This window comes from Methylobacterium sp. UNCCL125, assembly GCF_900116795.1.
GTDB classification, from domain to species: domain Bacteria; phylum Pseudomonadota; class Alphaproteobacteria; order Rhizobiales; family Beijerinckiaceae; genus Methylobacterium; species Methylobacterium fujisawaense.
Genome location: NZ_FPBW01000004.1, coordinates 21,642 through 40,796, shown reverse-complemented (window position 1 = coordinate 40,796; position 19,155 = coordinate 21,642). Strand labels below are relative to the sequence as shown.

At 69.1% G+C, this 19,155-nt stretch carries 16 protein-coding genes and 2 pseudogenes; 6 read left to right on the top strand and 12 right to left on the bottom strand.

Features of this window, described 5'->3' with window-relative positions; translation table 11 throughout:
• Nucleotides 1–34: 34 nt before the first annotated feature.
• From BM396_RS03840 to BM396_RS03810, 7 genes and pseudogenes are all read right to left on the bottom strand, one after another.
• Nucleotides 35–1,203, bottom strand: a protein-coding gene (locus BM396_RS03840; protein ID WP_089231281.1) for an IS3 family transposase whose coding sequence is annotated in 2 segments (ribosomal slippage) — nucleotides 35–936 and nucleotides 936–1,203 — 1,170 coding nt in all. Because the reading frame shifts where the segments join, the coding sequence is not laid out codon by codon here.
• Nucleotides 1,172–1,525 (bottom strand): ABC transporter substrate-binding protein, encoded by a 354-nt coding sequence (locus BM396_RS03835; protein ID WP_043378379.1) that lies wholly within the window; start codon nucleotides 1,523–1,525, stop codon nucleotides 1,172–1,174. The genes BM396_RS03840 and BM396_RS03835 overlap by 32 nt, the downstream gene beginning before the upstream one ends.
• Before the next feature lie 53 nt (nucleotides 1,526–1,578).
• A pseudogene (locus BM396_RS03830) lies at nucleotides 1,579–2,274 on the bottom strand (glutathione binding-like protein).
• A complete protein-coding gene (locus tag BM396_RS03825) occupies nucleotides 2,271–2,993 on the bottom strand; it encodes a glutathione S-transferase family protein (RefSeq protein WP_051975893.1) in 723 nt (240 codons plus the stop codon). The pseudogene BM396_RS03830 and the gene BM396_RS03825 overlap by 4 nt, the downstream one beginning before the upstream one ends.
• Nucleotides 2,994–3,015: 22 nt before the next feature.
• Nucleotides 3,016–3,591, bottom strand: a complete 576-nt coding sequence (locus tag BM396_RS03820; protein WP_043378376.1) for a carboxymuconolactone decarboxylase family protein — start codon at nucleotides 3,589–3,591, stop codon at nucleotides 3,016–3,018.
• 18 nt (nucleotides 3,592–3,609) lie between these two features.
• The gene (locus tag BM396_RS03815) at nucleotides 3,610–4,542 is read right to left on the bottom strand and encodes a C-terminal binding protein (protein WP_043378923.1); all 933 of its coding nucleotides are present in this window, start codon (nucleotides 4,540–4,542) and stop codon (nucleotides 3,610–3,612) included.
• A 2-nt stretch (nucleotides 4,543–4,544) separates the two neighbouring features.
• Nucleotides 4,545–5,411, bottom strand: a complete 867-nt coding sequence (locus tag BM396_RS03810; protein WP_043378372.1) for an alpha/beta fold hydrolase — start codon at nucleotides 5,409–5,411, stop codon at nucleotides 4,545–4,547.
• Between the two features lie 306 nt (nucleotides 5,412–5,717).
• Here BM396_RS03810 and BM396_RS03805 point away from each other — a divergent pair, with 306 nt between their 5' ends.
• From BM396_RS03805 to BM396_RS33615, 4 genes and pseudogenes are all read left to right on the top strand, one after another.
• Nucleotides 5,718–6,629 carry a LysR family transcriptional regulator gene (locus BM396_RS03805; protein WP_043378370.1) on the top strand — a complete coding sequence of 304 codons (912 nt, stop codon included), beginning with the start codon at nucleotides 5,718–5,720 and terminating at the stop codon, nucleotides 6,627–6,629.
• Nucleotides 6,630–7,690: 1,061 nt separating this feature from the next.
• Nucleotides 7,691–8,137, top strand: a complete 447-nt coding sequence (locus BM396_RS03795; RefSeq protein WP_230365928.1) for a chlorite dismutase family protein — start codon at nucleotides 7,691–7,693, stop codon at nucleotides 8,135–8,137.
• Nucleotides 8,124–8,786, top strand: a complete 663-nt coding sequence (locus tag BM396_RS03790) for a sigma-70 family RNA polymerase sigma factor (protein WP_230365905.1) — start codon at nucleotides 8,124–8,126, stop codon at nucleotides 8,784–8,786. The genes BM396_RS03795 and BM396_RS03790 overlap by 14 nt, the downstream gene beginning before the upstream one ends.
• 26 nt (nucleotides 8,787–8,812) lie before the next feature.
• Nucleotides 8,813–8,911 (top strand): annotated as a pseudogene (locus BM396_RS33615) (zf-HC2 domain-containing protein); the annotation flags it as partial.
• Nucleotides 8,912–9,047: 136 nt separating this feature from the next.
• On the opposite strand, the gene BM396_RS03780 reads toward BM396_RS33615, so the two are convergent.
• Complete coding sequence (locus BM396_RS03780) at nucleotides 9,048–9,311, bottom strand: hypothetical protein (protein WP_043378358.1); 264 nt, start codon at nucleotides 9,309–9,311, stop codon at nucleotides 9,048–9,050.
• A 232-nt stretch (nucleotides 9,312–9,543) separates the two neighbouring features.
• Between BM396_RS03780 and BM396_RS03775 the strand changes: the two genes are divergently transcribed.
• Complete coding sequence (locus tag BM396_RS03775; protein ID WP_051975920.1) at nucleotides 9,544–11,481, top strand: amylo-alpha-1,6-glucosidase; 1,938 nt, start codon at nucleotides 9,544–9,546, stop codon at nucleotides 11,479–11,481.
• Nucleotides 11,482–11,492: 11 nt separating this feature from the next.
• Nucleotides 11,493–14,204 carry an MGH1-like glycoside hydrolase domain-containing protein gene (locus BM396_RS03770; RefSeq protein ID WP_043378355.1) on the top strand — a complete coding sequence of 904 codons (2,712 nt, stop codon included), beginning with the start codon at nucleotides 11,493–11,495 and terminating at the stop codon, nucleotides 14,202–14,204.
• 238 nt (nucleotides 14,205–14,442) lie between these two features.
• On the opposite strand, the gene BM396_RS03765 is transcribed toward BM396_RS03770, so the two are convergent.
• The 4 genes from BM396_RS03765 to BM396_RS03750 all read right to left on the bottom strand — a co-directional run bounded on the left by BM396_RS03765 (nucleotide 14,443) and on the right by BM396_RS03750 (nucleotide 18,941).
• A complete protein-coding gene (locus BM396_RS03765; protein ID WP_043378352.1) occupies nucleotides 14,443–15,684 on the bottom strand; it encodes a cytochrome P450 in 1,242 nt (413 codons plus the stop codon).
• On the bottom strand, nucleotides 15,677–17,002 hold the full coding sequence (locus BM396_RS03760; protein WP_043378349.1) for an NAD(P)/FAD-dependent oxidoreductase: 1,326 nt from the start codon (nucleotides 17,000–17,002) through the stop codon (nucleotides 15,677–15,679). Before BM396_RS03760 ends, BM396_RS03765 begins: the two co-directional genes overlap by 8 nt.
• A complete protein-coding gene (locus BM396_RS03755; RefSeq protein WP_043378346.1) occupies nucleotides 16,999–17,214 on the bottom strand; it encodes a ferredoxin in 216 nt (71 codons plus the stop codon). Before BM396_RS03755 ends, BM396_RS03760 begins: the two co-directional genes overlap by 4 nt.
• 71 nt (nucleotides 17,215–17,285) lie before the next feature.
• Complete coding sequence (locus tag BM396_RS03750; RefSeq protein WP_210274612.1) at nucleotides 17,286–18,941, bottom strand: patatin-like phospholipase family protein; 1,656 nt, start codon at nucleotides 18,939–18,941, stop codon at nucleotides 17,286–17,288.
• Nucleotides 18,942–19,155 lie beyond the last annotated feature (214 nt).

Genomic DNA, 19,155 nt, shown 5'->3' with positions numbered 1-19,155 from the left:
GAACACGGGCATCCGCGATTGGACTTGCTTCAGTTTAGTGGAGAGCGGTGTGGTGGGCGATGCCCCTTTCGAATTGGGTGGGGCTGGTGAAGCCGAGCGCCGAGTGACGGCGTCGGGGATTGTAGAAGCCATCGATGTAACGGGCCAGCGCGTCGATGGCCTCGGCTCGCGTCTGGAAGGCGGTGCGCCAGACCAGTTCGCTCTTCAGCGTCTTGAAGAACGTCTCGACCATCGCGTTGTCAAAGCAATTCCCCTTGCCAGACATCGAAATCACGATGCCATGTCCTCGTAGTTCCGCCTGATACTCATTCGCACAGTACTGACTGCCGCGGTCGGAATGATGCAGCAAACCTGGTCCGGGCTGCCGGACGACGAGGGCACGTCGCAGCGCAGTCAGCGCGAGCTCCTTGTGAAGACGGTCGCCCACCGCCCAGCCCACGACCCGTCGAGAGTACAGGTCGAGGACCACCGCCAGGTACAGCCAGCCCTCCCGCGTCCAGATGTAGGAGATGTCGCTCCCCCACTTCCGATCCGGCCCAGCCGCCGTGAAGTCCTGGTCGAGGTGGTTGGGCGCGATCGGGAAGGCGTGGCCGCTGTCCGTCGTGCGTCGGAAGCGGCGCGGCTGGCGGGCCTTGAGCCCGTTCTCCCGCATCAGCCGGGCCACGCGTCGCCGGCCTGCCGCCAAGCCCTGCTCGCGCAACTCATGCGTCATGCGCGGGCTGCCATACGTCTCGTGCGAGAGCGTGAAGGCGGAGCGAACATGGGCAAGCAGCACGAGGTCCTCGCGCTGCCGTGCCGAAGCCGGACGATTCTTCCAGGCAAAGTAGCCGCTCGGACTGACGTCGAGGACCTTGCACAGGCGCGCGACCGGGAAGTCCTTCTTCGCCGCGTCGACGAGGCGGAACCTCATCGACTTCCCTCTTTGGCGAAAAAAGCCGTGGCCCGCTTCAGGATCTCCCGCTCCTGGCGCAGCACCTCGTTCTCGCGGCGCAGGCGCTTGAGCTCGGCGGCCATGTCCTCCTGCCGTTCCGCCGGCGGGTGGTCCATCTCCCGCTCACGTCGGCCGTCGATCCAGTTGCGCAGCGTCGAGAGCCCGACGCCTAGATCGGCGGCGACTTCCCGGCGGGACCGCCCGCTCGTCTGCGCCAGTCGCACCGCCTCGGCACGAAACTCAGGGGTAAAGGTTTGCTTCCGGTCTGACATCGGAACCCTCCTCCTTCAGGAAAAGAGCTCTCCACTTTTGCGAGGCAAGTCCAATGTCGGGCTTGTTCTGGTGGTCGGCGCCGACGATCCGGATGGCGACCCCGGGCAACAGCGCCGCCGCCTCCTCCGCGGTCATGCGGGCGGCCAGCTCCGAGCCCGCGCCCGACTTGTCCGCGTAGACGCTCGATCGGTCGCCGAGCACACCGATCTTGACGACGCCGTCGGAGAAGGCCTCCGCGGCCGGAGCACCGGTCGGGACGAGGGCCGCCGCGAGCGCGCGGAACGCGGCGGCGCGGCCGCGCGCGCCGAACCGTCCGGTCATGGTCGTCCTCCCCGTGTCGTGACGCTCGGGCTTCGGAAGCGTGGTCGCGGCGCTCAGCCGCCGCGGCGTCCCTGGCCGAACAGGATGGCCTTCGACTCCTCGGTGACGGTCGGAGTCGAGTTGACGGCCTTACCGGCCGCGTAGGCGCGCTGCACGGAGGGGCGCACCGCCAGGGCATCGAGCCAACGGCGGACGTTCGGGTACTCCTCGATCCGCTGACCCTGCCGTTCCCACAGCAGGCATCACGGGTAGGCCGCCATGTCGGCGATGCCGTATGCGTCGCCTACGATGAAGGGGCGATCGGCCAATCGCTCGTCGAGGACCCCGTAGAGGCGCGACGTCTCCTTGACGTAGCGTTCTATCGCATAGGGAATGCGCTCGGGCGCGTAGTGGCTGAAATGGTGATTCTGGCCGAGCATGGGGCCGAGCCCGCCCATCTGCCACATCAGCCATTCCAGCGTGGTCTTGCGGCTGCGCCGGTCGTCGGGCATCAGGCCGCCGAGCTTCTCGGCGAGGTAGATCAGGATCGCGCCGGACTCGAAGACCGGAACGGGCTCGCCGCCGTCGGCCGGCGCGTGATCGACGATGGCCGGCATGCGGCCGTTCGGGGAGATGCGCAGAAAGTCGGGTTCGAACTGCCGGCCCTCGCTGATGTTGACCGGCACGATCCGGTAGGCCGCTCCAGCCTCCTCCAGCGCCAGCAGGATCTTGTAGCCGTTCGGGGTCGTCCAGAAATGCACGTCGATCATGGCGGAGAATCCGATCCTTCGTTGGAGAGGTGGGCGCGAGCCGCCCTCGCAGCCAGGCCGTCGAAGAGGGCGAGCGACCGGTCGCGCCAGGCCGCGACCGGGTCGTCCGCCGCCAGGAGTCCGCGCGGCGACGAGCATCGAGCCCACTGGAACGCGGCGAATACGATGTAGTCGGCAAAGTTCGGGCGCTCGCCCCCCAGGAAGGGTTGCGACCGGATGGTCGCGCGGAGCGGCTCGAGGGAGGCCCGGAAGGCGGGCAGGGCCTGATCGGCGCCCGCCGCGACCGCCTCGAGCGTCGCCCCGAACCGCGCCTCCCGCGTGCGCCTGAAGTATTCTTGGTCGCGCTCGTGCAGGATGGTCCAGACGTCCAGCACGATCTGGCGCCCGATCCCGGGAATCACGACCCCGTCGCACCAGTTCCTGACGAACACGATCCCGGCTCGGGCCTCGCGCGGACCCAGCAGGGACGGCCGGTCGGGATACTTGGCGTCGAGATGACAGGCGATCGACCAGGAATCGACGATCACCGCGCCTTCGTCCACTAGGACGGGAACGCGATCCTGGCCCGAGAAGGCGATGGTCGCCTTGTCGGTGAAGCGCCACGGCACCGTGTCAGCCGAGAGGCCCTTGTGCGCAAGCGCCAGACGCACGCGCCAGACGAACGGACTGAACCGGACGCGCTCGTCGGCCGCCGCGAGATCGTAGAGCTTCAGCGCCATCGGACCCGTTCCACCGCGCCATTCAGGCCGCGTCGGCCTGCTGGACGGGTTCGGGCTTGCTCCACGCGTAGGCCTCGAACGCCGCGTCGAGGGGCGTGGCCGCGACGTGATCGATGTCGTTGCCGAGCACCTCGTACCCGATGGCGACGATCGCCTCGATCAGGTTCTCCCGCGTGTAGCCCGCCGCTTCGAAGCGATCGAGCTCGGCCTGCCCGACTTGGCCGCGAGTCCGGGTCATGGCGGCGGCGAAGCTGCGCAGCGTCTCGAGCTTCGGGTCGGCCAGCGGGTCGCCGTGGCGCAGCGCGGACAGGATTGCCCCGGGAATCCTCTCGCGCGTGGCGATCGGCGAGTGCACCGCCATGCAGTGATGGCACTCGTTCTCGTAGTCGATCGCCCGCAGGACGATCTGGCGTTCGAGCACGGACAGGGTGCGCCTGGCAAAGGTCGCGCCGGTCTGCCGATAGATTTCGTACATAACCGGCGACTCGGCCATGATCCCGTGCAGGTTCGGCAGGAAGCCGTAGCGCTCGAGCGAGTCGGCCGCGATCGGCTTCGACCGCTCGGGCGCGGTCCCGGGGGTGTGGATGGTCAGGTCCATGACGGTGCCTTCCTGCGATCAGTGGACGGGATTGAGGGCTGGCTCGCCGCGCAGCGCCGGGGCCACCTCCTCGGCGGTGCGCCTCTGGAGATCGACCAGCGATTCCTCCGAGTAGAAGGCGAGGTGCGGCGTCACGATGAGGTTGGGAACGGTCCCGATCCAAGTCTCCGCCGTCGGCGGCTCGGTCTCGAGGACATCAAGCGCGGCGCCGCCTAATCGCCCCGATGCCAGCGCCGCGCACACTGCGGGAAGGTCGACGAGGCCGCCGCGGGAGGTGTTGACGAGGAGGGCCCCGGGCTTCAGCCGCGCCAAGCTCTCGGCGTTGACGACGTGGTGCGTCTCGGCCTCCAGCGGCACGTGGAGCGAGAGGATGTCGGCCGCCTCCCAGGCCTCGTCGCGTTCGACGCGGCGGGCCCCCAGCCCCGCGATCGGGTCCTGAGGGACGAACGGGTCGCACACGAGGATGTCCAGGCCCAGGGCGCGCGCGATGCGCCCGAACCCGAGCAGGACGAGCGTGCGTCCGCGGAGGCGGTGGAGAGGCGCGACGGCGGCCACGTTCCACACGCCCGCGCGGGTCTGGTCGATCCCGCGGACCAGCCCGCGGGCGAGCGCCAGCATCAGCGCCAGGGTGTGATCGGCGACTTCTTCGATGCAGTAGTCCGGGACATTGGTCACCCGGATGCCCTTGTCCCGCGTCGTGGGCAGCGGGATCGTGTCCACGCCGATGCCGTAGCGCGCGATGATCGCGCAGCGCTCCAGTTGCTGGACGAGGGTCGGCGGAAGCCTCGCGTAGCAGTTCAGCAGAGCGTCGGCATCGCGGCAGACCTCCAGCAGAGCTTGCGGGTCCGTGGACGGCGCGACGACCAGATCGGCCAAGCCGTCGAGGATTGCGCGTTCGGGCTCCAGGTTCGGGAATACGTGGTCGGTGACGACGACCTTCCGCCTTGTCATGGTCAGCCCCGCCACGGCTCGAGAATGGCAAGGAGTTCCGCGTTGACGCGGTCGGGCCGCTCCTCTGGAGGCAGGTGCCCGCATTGCGGAATGGCGACGCCGCGCACGTCTCCGGCCATGCCCTGCCACACGGCCAGGACGTCGAAGGTCCGGCCCACGAGGTCGAAGTCGGCGCCCCAGATCGCGAGGGTCGGGCACGCGATCAGCCGGTCGGCGTCGGCCTCGTCCTGCGCGAGGTCGACCGGTCCTGCCCGGTAGTCCGCGAAGGCGCCGCGGAAGGCGCCGGGCCGAGAATAGGCGCGGACGTACTCCGCCACCGCCTCCTCGCCGATCGCACCCGGCGCGTAGGACCAGCTATCGAAGAAGTGCCGCAGGAACATCTCCTCGCGCCCTGCGACCAGCGCCTCCGGAAGATGCGGCACCTGCTGGAAGTAGAAGAACCAATAGAGCTTGGCGAGCCGCGCGTCCGTGGCCTGGAAGACCACGCGCGTCGGTATGTTGTCGATCACGACGAGGCGGTCGATGGCCTCCGGGTAGTCCTTGGCGAACCGTGTCGCGACACGGGCGCCGCGGTCGTGACCGACGAGGGCGGCACGCCCGATGCCGCAATGCGCCATCAGGGCCCGGACGTCTCCCGCCATCGACCGCTTGTCGTATCCCGTATCGGGCTTGTCGGTCGCGCCATAGCCGCGCAGATCCGGAGCGATGATTCGATACCGCTCGGCCAGGACGGGCCACTGATGGCGCCGCGCGAAATGCGTCTCCGGATAGCCGTGCAGAAGCAGCACGGCCGGGCCCGCACCCGCGTCGAGGTAGTGCATCCGGATGCCGTTGACCTGGGCCGTATGGTGCCGTGCATCCGGAGTCATGAGGGTCTCCCCTTTGCAACCAGCGTGCGGACAACCGGGAGTCGTGAGAAGAGGTGACGCGGGAATAGGATCTATACGCGACCTGTATGAGTACGTGCTGGAAGATCCTGGGCGCTCGTGGCGACGGGGACCGTGGCGACGGGGACCGTGGCGGCGCGAGCGAGCGGCGCGTGCCGAAGGATGCGTCGGTCTCGCGGGCGTCGTCGCCCGCCGGAATCCACCGCCTCGATCGGCAGTCATCGGTGACCGGTCCGCCGCGGTCGGCTACGGGGTGTCGGAGCTCCGGACGATACGGGGACGGTATGGATGAACGACCTGATCACGGCCATGCGGACCTACGTGCGGGTCGTGGAGGCCGGCAGCTTCACCGCCGTGGCGGCCGAGCTCTGTACCACCCAGCCGACGATCAGCCGGCAAGTGGCTTCGCTGGAACAGCATCTCGGCACGCGGCTCATCACCCGCACGACCCGCGCGCTCGCCGTGACGGAGGACGGTCGCGTCTTCTACGAACACGCCCTGCGGTCGCTCGAGACGCTGGCCGAGGCCGAAGCCGCGGTCGGCAGGCGCAAGGGCCGGCCGTCCGGAACGCTGCGACTCACCGTGCCGGTCGTGTTCGGGCGTCTGCACGTCGTGCCGCGCCTTGCGCTGTTCGCGGAGCGCTACCCGGACATCCGCGTCGATCTCATCATGAACGACGCCTTCTCCGACCTGGTCGAGGAGGCGATCGACCTCGCGATCCGGGTCGGCGAGATCACCGATCCGGGCCTCGTCGCGAAACGGATCGGGATCACGCGGCGCGTCACGGTCGCCGCCCCGGCCTATCTCGCGAAATGCGGCGAACCCACGTGCCCGGGCGACCTCGCCGCCCATGACTGCATCGTCTACACGCGTCTCGTCGCCGGCCACCGCTGGTCGTTCACGAGCCCGGATGGACCCGTCTCAGTCGACGTCGCGGGTCGTTTCCGGGTCAACAATTCGGAAGGGGTGCGCGAGGGCGTCATCGCGGGCCTCGGCATCGGCGTCGTGCCGATCTGGGCGTTCCGCGACGAGATCGAGACGGGACGGGTGAAGATCATCCTCCCCGCTCACCGGCCGATGCCGTTGCCGATGCAGGCCGTCTACCCGTCGCGCCGGTTCGTTCCGCTCAAGGTGCGGGCAGCCATCGACTACCTGAGAAGAGAATTTCTGCAGGACGCACGGATCTCTGGCGCCGGTTGAGAGCGTTCGAAGGGCTTGGCCTTACCTCGGCTCGAAGGGAAAGTTTCCGCAACTGGTCGATCATCGGTCGTTTGAATGAGCGACGAGAGTCGGGATGTCGTACAAGTGCCCGACTCGCGGATCCACGCGTTTGCGGCGGTCCTCGTCGTGTGCACGGTCGGGGACCATGCCGATGGCCGATTCGCGAGGACGTATCCGCGGAAGGCCGATGAGCGGGTCGTCGACCGATCTTTCGACGCCGGCGTCTTCGCGAACCTTCCACCGTCGATCCTACGGAACGGGACCAGGATCGCGGTGGTCGAAGTCTGCGTCGACGGGCGGAGCGAGCGCGCGGACCTTAGCCGATCCGATAAGCCATGACCTGATGCGCTCCCTTCATGGGCGCGTACGGCCCGGTGCGTCCCATCCGGCGTTGCACCGGGTGACGAGCCCACGAGTTTCTTGGCTATCCGGATTGCGGTGTGGAATGCATCAGGTGCTCCTATCGGTCTCCCGGCTGTTTCACCCCCTCAAGCAGCCCACTCGGCCGGGTGACAAGTCCCGGTCGAGGGCGCAGTCCCAGACGACGCGCCGCGTACACTGCCCGCCTCGCCGCAGGCAAGGGCCCGATCATCGCCGCTGCGGATCGGCACGAAACACAGGATCTGGCCCACCCGATAGAAATGGTGCCTCGACAAATGAAACCTTCTCCGACCTATCCTTCTCGCCACGTTCTTGCCGACACGAACGCGGCGTTTGATATTCGTCGGAGATGGAACACACCTTTGCTCAACGTGGAGGGTTTGCATCAGCGGCCCTATGAAGCGTCAACTGCACGAGATCTCACGGTCTCCGAAAATCCTCGTCCTTCAGGGCGGGGAAGATGTTGACTGCCTTCGACTGTGTAACGCGGCGAGCCTTGCAAGCGAAGCGGCCTTTACCGAGAGGATGGCGGAATGATCGACCTGATCGAGTTCGCGGGTGGCGATGCAGGCCCTTGGCGGGTGACGCGCGCGGAGTCGCCGCTTGGGGAGCGTCTGCCCAGCGCAACCCGCCTTTCCGTCAGCCTTCCGATCGGCAACATGGGACAGCGGACCGGTCCTTCGACCGGCACGATCTGGCGCTTGCGCGGGGTGGTGAGCAATCTGCGCTATACAACCAGCAACGAGGCGCAGCGGCTACGCGCCGTGCAGCCACCTCTCGATCGACCTTCGGCGACGCGGGCCGCCCTGATCCCGATCAGGAAGTCGGCGCGCTGGTGGGAGCTGGCTCAGGACGAGCGCCGGGCGATCTTCGAGGAAACCTCGCACCACACGAGCATCGGCCTCGGCTACCTGCCGGCGATCGCACGGCGACTCCACCACAGTCGTGACCTCGGCGAGCCGTTCGATTTCCTGACGTGGTTCGAGTTCCCGCCGGAGCACGAGGTAGCCTTCGAGGCGCTCGTCGCAGCGCTACGCGCTACCCGCGAGTGGACCTTCGTCGAGCGCGAGGTCGACATCAGGTTGACCCGTGATGCGCCAGGCTGATCCGGTGATGACGGCCGATCTGGAACCGAGCGACGACCTGCTGCTTCCGCGGCTTCGGCTCGGCGAGGAGGCCGCTTTCCGGATCCTCGTGCGGCGCTATCACGTGCGGCTCGTGGCGATCGCCCGTGGCGCACACCTGACGCGGGAGGCGGCGGAGGAGGCGGTGCAGGAGGCCTGGATCGCGGTGATGCGCAACATCGCGGGATTCGAGGCGCGCTCGTCGCTGCGCACGTGGCTGACCGGGATCGTCCTGAACATCGCGCGCAAGGCCTCGGTCTCCGCCAGGCGCACCGCGACCTTCGCGGAACTCACGCCACGGCATGACGAGGACGAGGGATCCGGTTTCGACGCCGATGCCTTCCTCGCCGACGGCCACTGGCGTGAGGCGCCCTGGCACTGGAGCGAGATCGACTTGGAGCGCGGGCTCGCGGGGCGGCAGGTCTGGCAAGCGGTCGAGGCGGCCATCGCCGCTCTGCCGCCGGACGAGGCCGCCGTGATCCGGCATCGCGACATCGAGGGTTTCGGCCCGCGCGAGACGGAGGAGTTGCTCGGCCTCGGCGAGGCGCGTCAGCGCGTGCTGCTCGATCGAGCGAGGCTGAAGATCCGACGGGTGTTCGAGGCGTTGACCCGCGACGCGGCGCGAGCGTGACGAGCGGAACGGGCGAGGATGATCGGATGCGGTGTCGAGAGGCGGCGGAGCAGGCAGGCGCGTTCGTGGACGCGGAGGTGTCCGGACGCGTTCGATGGCGCATCCGGCTTCATCTCGCGACCTGCAGGAATTGCCGGCGTTTCGTGCGGCAGATCGCGCTCACGCGCGACGCTCTCGGCCGGCTCCCGCCTCCGCCCCTCGACGCCGCCCGCGAGGACGAACTCGTGGCGGCCCTGCGGGAGGCATCGCGGTGAGCGCCGGTCAGCAACCGGTACAGATCGAGGTCGCGATCAGGTTGTGCAGAGCGCGACTCTTCCGGTCGAGCGCCGCGGTGGTCCCACTGCGCCCGTCGAGGGCCGAGCCCCCCGGCTTCGTCGTACCGTTCGACGTCACTTGGCGGAACAGCGCCTGTGGCATCGTCGATGCCGAGCCGACCGCGGCCGGCAAATGGTCGACCGGCGCGGCACTGACCGGGAACGCAGCGAAGGTGATGAGAGCGATGGCGGCGAAAGCGGGGCGGGTCATGATCTTTGTCCCTACGTGGTTTGGAGCGGGAAGCGTTCAGACGAAGGCGACGACCATCAGGCTGAAGAAGGCCGCGATCGCGCCGACGATCGGAGGAAGGGCGCGGGCTGGATCGAACATCGAGGTTCTCCGCGGCGCGTCGATCGCGCCATGATCCTGAGTGCCTGCAGGAGGCCGGATCCGCGTGCGGCTGCGCACGCCGGATGCCGCGCGGACGGAGCGGGACACCGGGATGCCTGACGCGATACCCCTGCCGGGCGAGGCGTTCGAGTGGCTGGAGGCCGACGGGCTCGGCGGTTTCGCCTCGGGCACCGTTTCGGGCGTCCGGACACGCCGCTACCACGCGCTCCTGCTCACGGCGGCGAATCCGCCGACCGGGCGGACGGTGCTCGTCAACGGCATCGAGGCCTGGATCGAGACCGCGGCCGGACACACCGATCTCAGCGCCCAGCGCTACCTGCCGGACGTGATCCATCCGCGCGGTTTTGAGCGAATTACGAGCTTCACTCACGAGCCCTGGCCGTCATGGACATTCGGCCTGCCGGATGGCACCGAGATCACCCAGGAGATCTTGGTTGATCCCGATGCCTGCGACACGCTGCTGCGATGGCGGCGGATCTCAGGCGCTGGTCCTTGCACGCTCGTCGTCGTCCCGCTGCTCTCGGGACGGGACTATCACAGCCTGCAAACCGCAAATCCCGCTTTCGACTTCAAGCCACAAATCGGCGGCGCGGAGACCGGAACCTGCGTCACGTGGCATCCCTATCCGGATCGACCGGCGATCTCCGCCCTGACCACGGGCACCTATCGACATGAACCGGACTGGTATCGCCAGTTCCTCTACGCGGCGGAGCGGGCGCGGGGACTCGACTGCGTCGAGGATCTCGCCGCGCCCGGCAGCTTTCGCTTCGATCTCGCGGGGCCCGAGCCCGGGCTGATGCTGCTACGCGCTGGCGAGAGCGGGCCGGTCCGCGTCCGAGCCTTGGCTGACCGGATGATCGCCGCGGCGCGCGCGACGCGGGCCGGTCCGGATCTTCGCCGAAGTGCCCTGAGCTACCGGGTTGATCGAGGACGGGGCAGTACCCTGGTGGCAGGCTTCCCCTGGTTTACGGATTGGGGGCGTGACACCTTCATCGCGCTGCGCGGCCTGCTGCTGGCGACCGGCGAACTCGACACCGCGGAGAGCATCCTCAGAGCCTGGGCGGGCGTCGTCAGCGAGGGCATGATGCCCAACCGTTTCCCGGATTCCGGCGAGGTACCGGAATACAATTCCGTCGACGCCTCGCTCTGGTACGTGGTCAGCGTGTACGACTTCTTGGCAGCCTGCAGGCTGGTTGGGCGCTCCGTCCAGTCCGAGCCAGCTCTGCGTACAGCCTGCCTCGCGATCCTCGATGGCTACGCTGCCGGTACCCGTTTCGGCATCCGGGCCGATGCGGATGGTCTGATCGCGGCCGGTCAGCCCGGATGGCAACTCACGTGGATGGACGCCAAGGTCGGCGATTGGGTGGTCACGCCCCGTATCGGCAAGCCGGTCGAGATCCAGGCCCTCTGGATCAACGCCCTCCACATCGCGGCGACGCTGTGGGAGCCGCGCTTCTCCGAGGCCGAGACCGCGGCGCGAGCGAGCTTCGCGCAGAAATTTCCAAACCCGGTGGGTGGCTTATTCGACGTCGTCGATGTCGACCACGTCCCCGGCACGCACGATGCGGCGGTGCGTCCGAACCAGATCTTCTGCGTCGGCGGTCTCCCGTTTCCGCTCCTGACTGGGGAGCTCGCCAAATCCGTCGTCGATGCGGTCGAGCACAGGCTTCTGACGCCGCTCGGCCTGCGCACCCTGTCGCCGGACGATCCCGCCTATGCCGGTCATTACGGGGGCGACGCGCGGACGCGAGACGGTGCGTACCACCAGGGCACGGTCTGGCCCTGGCTGCTCGGTCCCTTCGTCGACGCGTGGCTCTCGGTCCGCGGCCGCAGCGAGGCGGCCCTGACGGAGGGGCGGGCTCGCTTTCTGCCGCCGCTGGAGCAGCACCTCGGCGAGGCCGGCCTCGGTCATGTCAGCGAAGTCGCCGACGGCGATGCGCCCTATCGACCCGGCGGCTGCCCGTTCCAGGCCTGGTCGCTTGGCGAATATATCCGCCTGCGCCGGATGCTCGGCCTCAAAGCGTTCTGAGGGAGACCGCAATGCCTGAGGGCCCGAACGCATCCCACCTGTTCGAGACCGAGGAAGGACGCCGTCTTCGGGCCTGTGCCGCGGACGGGTGGCACCGCTGGGGACCGTATCTCGCCGAGCGGCAATGGGGGACGGTCCGCGAGGATTACAGCCGGGACGGCACCGCCTGGGACTACCTGCCCCATGATCACGCGCGCTCGCGGGCCTACCGCTGGGGCGAGGACGGCATCGCCGGGTTCAGCGACGACAAGCAGCTCTGGTGTCTCGCGCTGGCCCTCTGGAACGGGCGGGACCCAATCCTCAAGGAGCGGATGTTCGGCTTGACCAACGAGGAGGGCAACCACGGCGAAGACATGAAGGAACTCTACTGGCTCCTCGACGGCACGCCGACGCACTCGTACATGCGGATGCTCTACAGGTACCCGCACGCGGCGTTTCCCTACGCCGAGCTCGTGGCCGAGAACCGACGGCGCAAGGGCCGCGACATGCCCGAGTACGAGCTCGCCGACACCGGTGTACTGGCGGAGAACCGCTGCTTCGACGTCACGGTCGAGTACGCCAAGGCCGCCCCCGACGACGTGCTGATGCGGGTCTCGGTCGTCAATCGCGGGCCGGAAGCGGCCGAAATCCACGTCCTGCCCCATCTGTGGTCGCGCAACACGTGGTCGTGGCGCGAGGATCCGAAGCGGCCGCTCCTCCGGCTCGTCGAGGGGCCAAGCGTCGAGGCGACCCGCGCCGCGGGTCCCTGTCGGCTGTTCAGGGCCCTACAGCCGGCCGAGTTCCTGTTCTGCGAGAACGAGACCAACACTGCTCGCCTGTTCGGCGTGAGCGGATCGTACCACCCCAAGGACGCGATCAACGACGATGTGGTGGCGGGAACCCGCACGCGGGTGAACCCGCTCCACGAGGGCACCAAGTGCGCGGCGCTGAGCCGCCACACGCTGATGGCCGGCGAGACGATCGTCTTGCGCTACCGGTTGTCCCCGGCCGACGCGCCGGGTCTCGACGACGCGGGTTTCGAGGCGGTGTTCGCGCGTCGGGTCGCGGAGGCCGACGCCTTCTACGCCGCCCTTCAACGCGACATGACGGACCCCGACGCACGCCTCGTCCAGCGCCAGGCCCTGGCCGGCATGCTCTGGTCGAAGCAATTCTACCACTTCGACGTGCGCCGCTGGCTGATGGGCGATCCGACGCAGCCGGAGCCCCCAGCGGAGCGGCGACACGGACGCGACAGCGAGTGGGCGCACCTCAACAACGCCGACATCGTCTCGATGCCCGACACCTGGGAATACCCCTGGTACGCGGCCTGGGACCTCGCCTTCCACTGCGTGACCTTCGCGCTGATTGACCCAGAATTCGCCAAGGGCCAACTCGTGCTGCTGACGCGCGAGTGGTACATGCACCCCAACGGCCAGCTGCCGGCCTACGAGTGGGCCTTCGGCGACGTGAACCCGCCGGTTCATGCCTGGGCGGCGTTGCGCGTCTACCAGATGGACGCCGCGCTCACCGGGCGACCCGACCGGACATTCCTGGAGCGGGTGTTCCACAAGCTGATGCTGAACTTCACCTGGTGGGTGAACCGGAAGGACGCGGACGGGCGCAACGTCTTCCAGGGCGGCTTCCTCGGACTGGATAACATCGGCATCTTCGACCGCTCGGCGCCGCTGCCCACCGGCGGCACCATCGACCAGGCCGACGGCACCGCCTGGATGGCGATGTACACGCTCAACCTGATGCGGATCGCCCTTGAACTGGCCGCCGAGGACCCGGTCTACGAGGACATCGCGACCAAGTTCTTCGAGCACTTCCTCTACATTGCCGAGGCGATGACCGACATCGGCGGCAGCGGGGTCGGCCTCTGGGATGAGGCGGATGAATTCTTCTACGACGTGCTGAACCTGCCCGACGGCAAGATGCTGCCGTTGCGCGTCCGCTCGCTGGTCGGGTTGATCCCGCTTTGCGCCGTCGAGGTGCTCGACATTTCCTTGCGCGACCGATTCCCCGGCTTCGCGCGCCGGGCCGAGTGGATGCTGCGTAACCGTCCCGACCTCGCCGCCTTGGTCTCGCACTGGAGCCAAGGCGAGGGTGAGGGACCGCCGCCCGGCCCGGGCGGCGACCGGATGCTGCTCTCGCTGCTGCGCCGGCACCGCATGAAGGCGCTTCTGGCGCGGATGCTCGACGAGACCGAGCTCTTCTCCGACCACGGTATTCGCTCTCTGTCGAAGGCGCATGCCGAGCACCCGTTCGTTCTCGATTGGAGCGGTGCCCGCTACTCCGTCGACTACGAACCAGCGGAATCGACGACCGCCACGTTCGGGGGCAACTCGAATTGGCGCGGTCCGGTCTGGATGCCGATTAACATCCTCCTCATCGAGGCGCTCGACCGCTTCGGGACGTTCTATGGCGACGACACCCGCTTCGAGTGCCCGACCGGCTCCGGCCGTTATCTCAGCCTGCCCGAGATCGCCGACGAGTTGAGCGAGCGCCTCTGCAGGCTATTCCTGCGCGGGCCAGATGGACGCCGGCCGGTGCTCGCCTCCTATGGCGCTCTCGCCGACGATCCGCATGTGTGCGACTGCATCCCGTTTCACGAGTACTTCCACGGCGATACCGGCGCAGGGCTCGGCGCGATGCATCAGACGGGCTGGACAGGCCTCGTAGCACTGCTCCTGAGGCCCGGGCGCCTCACCGCACTGCCGATCACCCGCGCCATCCCGTCCTGACGATCGGGCCCCCCGGCTCCGGTGTCTTATCCTGCGGGGGAGACACCGCGTCGCTGAAGTCGTCCATCGCCGGCTGGTTCGGCGCGCAGATGAAGGAGGACCGCTCCCGGCTCCTCGATCCAGACGTAACGACGAGCAGCATCCAGACCGACGCAAGTCCAGAGCTGACGTACCCCGCTCCGCAAGACGACCGCGCTTGGCTCTCGCCATCGTCTCATAACCGTTCGCGCCTGTAGGATCACGCGATCCCCGCTATGGCGATGCCGAGGTGCTGTGGACCGCGGAGGGAAGCGCCCGGTCGGTAAGGCGGCGGGTCGTCCAGGAGCCTCGGTGCGATGAGGCGCCGGCAGAGCGTGACAAGGGCGATCTCGGCCTCGATCCGCGCGAGGGGCGCGCCCACGCAGTAATGGAGGCCACCGCCGAACCCGAAATGCTGGTTGTCCGTCCGGTCCGGATCGAACCGGTCCGGTTGCTCGAACCGCGCCGGGTCGCGGTTTCCGGCCGCAAAGAGCAGCACCACCGACGATCCCGGCGGGATCGTCGTTCCCGCCACCGCGATGGCGCCGAGCGCCTTGCGGGTGCGGAAATGGACGGGGGGCTCGTAGCGCAGCATCTCCTCGATCACGCGGGGTGCCCGCTCGGGGTCGGCCTTCAGCTTTCGCAGCTCCTCCGGATGCCTGAGCAGTGTGAGCATGCTGTTGGTGATGAGATTCACCGTCGTCTCGTGACCCGCGACGAGGAGCAGGATCGCCGTCGAGATCAGGTCTATGTCGCCCATGGCCGCGCTGCCCCGGCCACCGTGGGCGGCGAGCCCGCTGAGCATGTCGTCGGCCGGATGGCGGCGCTTCTCGCGGATCAGCCGACGCATGTAGTCGGAGATCGCGTCGAAGGTTGCGGCGATCTCCCGCCGCCCCGCCTCGTCGTGGCGCACGTCGGGCTCCAGGGCCGTCGCGAGGCGGATCGCCCAGACGTGGAATTGCGCCTCATCGGCCTCGGGCACGCCGAGCAGCTCGCAGATGACGGCCACCGGCAGCGGATAGGACAGGTCCTCCACCAAGCAGACAGTGTCGCGGCCGTGGCACTTGTCGATCAGGGCATCCACGAGCTTCGCAACCTTGGCGTGAGATTCCCGCACCCGGGCGATCGTGAACTCCTTCATCACGAAACCGCGCAGGGTGTCGTGGTCGGGCGGATCGCGGAAGATCAGCGGGCGATGGCCGTTGACCACCCGATTCCGGATCGGGTTGAGGATCCAGTCCTTCAGAGGGTTGCCCGTTCTGGGTCGCCGCGAGGGCGGCAGGTCTTCCGAGCTCAGCCGGGGATCGAAAATCAGGCTCTTCAGCGCGGCATGGGTGCTGACGACGTAGCTGCCGTCCGCCTGCCGGGACACGGGCGTCTCGCGCAAGCGCGCGTAGAGGGGATAGGGGTTCGCCCTGTTTCTCGGATCGAGAACCTGCGCGAACAGCGTCTCGTCAGGCATGGGCCGTCTCCAGAGCCGTAACCGATCGGCCGGAGGATCGCCGCGGGCTGGGAAAGCCGGGCTCCAGGGTCTCGATCCGCGGCTGGTCGGTGGCGCCGAGGATCGGCGGGAAGGCCGCCCCGTCAGCCACGGCCTCGGCATAGGCGGGAAGCCAGCGTGCCTGATCGAAGGAGAGGGCCGCGACGGTTCGCCCGGCCCGGCCATAGACGGCGAGGAACCGGTGCGAGGCCCGCGATCCCTGGACGATCGCGAGCGCCTCCGCCCCCTCGGTCAGGCCGGCGAGCTTGATGTTGAGACCGAACTGGCTCGACCAGAAGGAAGGCACGTGCTGGTATTCGACCTGGCCCGTGGGCGGAGCAAGCATGTTCGCCGCCGCGTGCCGGGCCTGGTCCACCGCGTTGCCCCAATGCTCGACGGTCACCAAGCGGCCGCCGGTGAGTGGGTTCGGCCAGCGCGCGACATCGCCGGCCGCGTAGATGGCGGGATCGGGCTCCCCCGTCGTGGTCAGGGCGCGGCAGGCCGCGTCGCAGGTCAGGCCTCCCGGGTCGGCGACGAGGGCGGCCGCGGCGAGCCAACCCGTGTCGCGCGTCGCGCCGAGGGCGACGATGACGAGATCCGTCGCGATGTCCGCGCCACCCGCCAAGTGGGCGCGGCGGACTTGTCCATCCTCGCCGGAGAAGGCCACCACCTTGACGTTCGGGCGGAGGTCCACTCCGGAAGCCCGCATCCGCCCGGCGAGTGTGGCCCCGATCACCGTCCCGAGGAGGCGGGCGAGCGGCGTCGGGTTGGGATCGACGAGCGTCACCGCCAGGCCGAGATCGCGGCAGCAGGAGGCGGCCTCGCAGCCGATCAGGCCGGCGCCGACGATGAGGACGCGGCTCGGCCGCAGCGCCAGCGCGCTCCGCAGGGAGCGGGCATCCTCCAGGGTCCGGATCGTGAAGATCCCGGCGAGATCGGCGCCTTCTCCGGGCCATGGCCGCGCCCTGGCGCCGGTGGCGATCAGGAGCGTCTCGTAGGGAAGCGTCGCGCCGTCGGCGAGGCGCACCACCCGGCGGTCCCGGTCCAGGGCGACGGCCGGCAGGCCGAGCCGCCACTGCGCGCGCAGACGGGTGAGTTGCGGAAGTGCGGTCGCGTCGGGGTGAAGCTCGCCCGCCAGGACGTGCTTGGACAGAGGCGGCCGGTCGTAGGGCCGGTGCGGCTCGTCCCCGACCAGGGTCAGAGGGCCGTCATAGCCGCCGTCCCGCAACGCCTCCGCGCCCCGCAGGCCGGCGAGGGAGGCGCCTACCACGACGATGCCCGGTCGCTGCCCGTCCGTCACGGCTCGTCACCCTCGGCGAGTCCGGCGGGCTCGATCGCGATGGCCCGGACGGGGCAGGCCTGCTGCGCCCGCTCGACCTGCGACCTCTTCGCCTCGGGCGGCGCCGGATCGTAGAACAGGATCTCGTGACCGCGCACCTCGAAATGCTCAGGGGCGGCGTAGCAGCACTGCGCGTAGCTCTGGCAGCGGTTGAGATCGACCACGACACGCATTCAGGGGCTCCGAAGAGATGTGCGGATGACCGGTCGGTCGGGATCTGCGCCTGCCCGAACATCGGAGCGGCTCATGTCCAGGCTCCCAGGCGGCCCGACTCCAGCGCTTCCCGGGCGCAGCGATAGCCGAGTTCGGCCGTCGTCTCGAAGCTCGACCACGCCCGCAGATCGACCCCGGCCAAGGAGGGCTTGAGCAGGACCGCAGCCCGGGTGACGGCCGCCATGGTCTGGGCGTCGCTCGACACCATCGCGGAGCGCAGGAGCAGGTGCGCGATGCCGGGGAGCTGGTCCGAGATGCCGAGGAGGCGCCGGAACGCCTGCGCGCTCCGGCCCTGCCGCGGCATGACCTGGAAGGCGGCGTCGCTGCCGACATCCACGGCGAGAACCGGCCCGCGGTCGAGATCGGCCATCACGTCGGCAGGCAGGTTGTTCATCATGCCGCCGTCCACGAGGATGCCGTCCGCACTCGCCACCGGGGGCAGCAGGCCGGGAATGGCGATGCTGGCGCGGATCGCCCGGTCGAGGGGGCCCGCCCAGTGGACCATTGCGGTGCCGGTCGTGAGGTTCGAGGACACGCAGAAGAACGGGCGCCAGAGATCCTCGACGCGGGCATCGCCGAACCGCTCGGCCAACCCCGCATCCACCTTGGCCCCGCGCGTCAGGGCGTGGAACGGCAGGGTGTAGTCGTCGAGGGGGTTGCGTCCGACGAAGGAAGCCACCGTGTGGGTCTCGATCGCGTCGAGGCTCCAGTCAAGGGCGACGCTGGCGGCCAGGATCGAGCCCATGCTGGTGCCGCCGACGAGATCGATGTCGAGCCCGGCCTCGCCGAGCGCCCGCAGAACGCCGAGATGGGCGAGGCCGCGGGCGCCGCCGCCGCCGAGGACGAGGGCGCGGGCATGGCCGGACGCGATCCGGGCAAGCCGGGCGAAGTCGCCACCGTGGTTCTCGCGAACCTGGAGCCGCAGGGAGAAGGGCAGCGCGGCGACGTCGGGATGCAGAGGGCGCGGCAGGCGCGCCTCGGCGGGCTGCGCCACGGCGAGGTCCATGCGGATCCAGTCGGAGCGGATCGAAGCGAGATAGTCCGCGGCGCCGGGCCGTGGCGGCGCGCCTGGCTCGGCCAGCAACAGGACGTGGTCGGCGTGGCGCAGGCAGAGCCGGCACCAGGGGCAGTCGATCTGGTGGGCGACGAAGACCGTGCGGTCGTGCGTTTGCTCGTAGCGGTGGAACCACGCCTCGTCGGCCTCGGGGGGCCATTCGGAGAGGCAGCCGGTCCGCCCCGGCAGCGCGGCATCGAGGGCCTGCGCCAGCCGCTCGCCGAAGGCCGTCGCCTTGAGGCCCTCGGTCACCGCCAGGACGGCGAAGCTCCGCGGCGCATGGCTCAGGGTCACGCCCGTATGGGCGGTGCGCAGCCGCGCGGCCAGGATCCGGGCGAAATAGAGCAGCGTCCCGGGATGGGCGGCGATCAGATCCTCGAACGACGCGCGGGAGAGCCGCAGGAGGTGCGTATCGCGCAGGGCCGTTGCCGTGACCGAGCGCGGCTCGCCGGTGAGCAGGGCGAGTTCGCCCACGGTATCCGGAGGGGCGAGTCGGATGAGGCGGCGCACGCTGCCGTCGCGCGGGTCGCGGATCGAGAGGCCGACCGCGCCGCTCACGAGCGTGTAGAGGGCGTCGGCCTCGTCCCCCTCCTCGAACAGCGTCCGCCCTCCGGCGACGGCGACGGAGGTCATCCGCGCCCGGATCGCGACGTCGGCGTCTCCGTCGAGGGGGGCAAGAAACGGAATCTCCGTGCGCCCCGAAGCCCGGGCGGCAGGGACGGGCGCCACGTCGCAGGCGCCGAGGCGTTCGGCCTCCGTGGGTGGTGCGGATAGGCCGCCGAGCCCGGTGAGCCTCGGGGAAGCGGCTGGGGCCGCGCCCGGAGGAACGGAACCGGGGTGCTCGATG

Coding starts and splice junctions, on each gene's coding strand:
- BM396_RS03835 (WP_043378379.1), bottom strand. CDS start 1,525: ATGACCGGACGGTTCGGCGCGCGCGGCCGCGCCGCCGCGTTCCGCGCG.
- BM396_RS03825 (WP_051975893.1), bottom strand. CDS start 2,993: ATGGCGCTGAAGCTCTACGATCTCGCGGCGGCCGACGAGCGCGTCCGG.
- BM396_RS03820 (WP_043378376.1), bottom strand. CDS start 3,591: ATGGACCTGACCATCCACACCCCCGGGACCGCGCCCGAGCGGTCGAAG.
- BM396_RS03815 (WP_043378923.1), bottom strand. CDS start 4,542: ATGACAAGGCGGAAGGTCGTCGTCACCGACCACGTATTCCCGAACCTG.
- BM396_RS03810 (WP_043378372.1), bottom strand. CDS start 5,411: ATGACTCCGGATGCACGGCACCATACGGCCCAGGTCAACGGCATCCGG.
- BM396_RS03805 (WP_043378370.1), top strand. CDS start 5,718: ATGAACGACCTGATCACGGCCATGCGGACCTACGTGCGGGTCGTGGAG.
- BM396_RS03795 (WP_230365928.1), top strand. CDS start 7,691: ATGGGACAGCGGACCGGTCCTTCGACCGGCACGATCTGGCGCTTGCGC.
- BM396_RS03790 (WP_230365905.1), top strand. CDS start 8,124: ATGCGCCAGGCTGATCCGGTGATGACGGCCGATCTGGAACCGAGCGAC.
- BM396_RS03780 (WP_043378358.1), bottom strand. CDS start 9,311: ATGACCCGCCCCGCTTTCGCCGCCATCGCTCTCATCACCTTCGCTGCG.
- BM396_RS03775 (WP_051975920.1), top strand. CDS start 9,544: ATGCCTGACGCGATACCCCTGCCGGGCGAGGCGTTCGAGTGGCTGGAG.
- BM396_RS03770 (WP_043378355.1), top strand. CDS start 11,493: ATGCCTGAGGGCCCGAACGCATCCCACCTGTTCGAGACCGAGGAAGGA.
- BM396_RS03765 (WP_043378352.1), bottom strand. CDS start 15,684: ATGCCTGACGAGACGCTGTTCGCGCAGGTTCTCGATCCGAGAAACAGG.
- BM396_RS03755 (WP_043378346.1), bottom strand. CDS start 17,214: ATGCGTGTCGTGGTCGATCTCAACCGCTGCCAGAGCTACGCGCAGTGC.
- BM396_RS03750 (WP_210274612.1), bottom strand. CDS start 18,941: ATGACCTCCGTCGCCGTCGCCGGAGGGCGGACGCTGTTCGAGGAGGGG.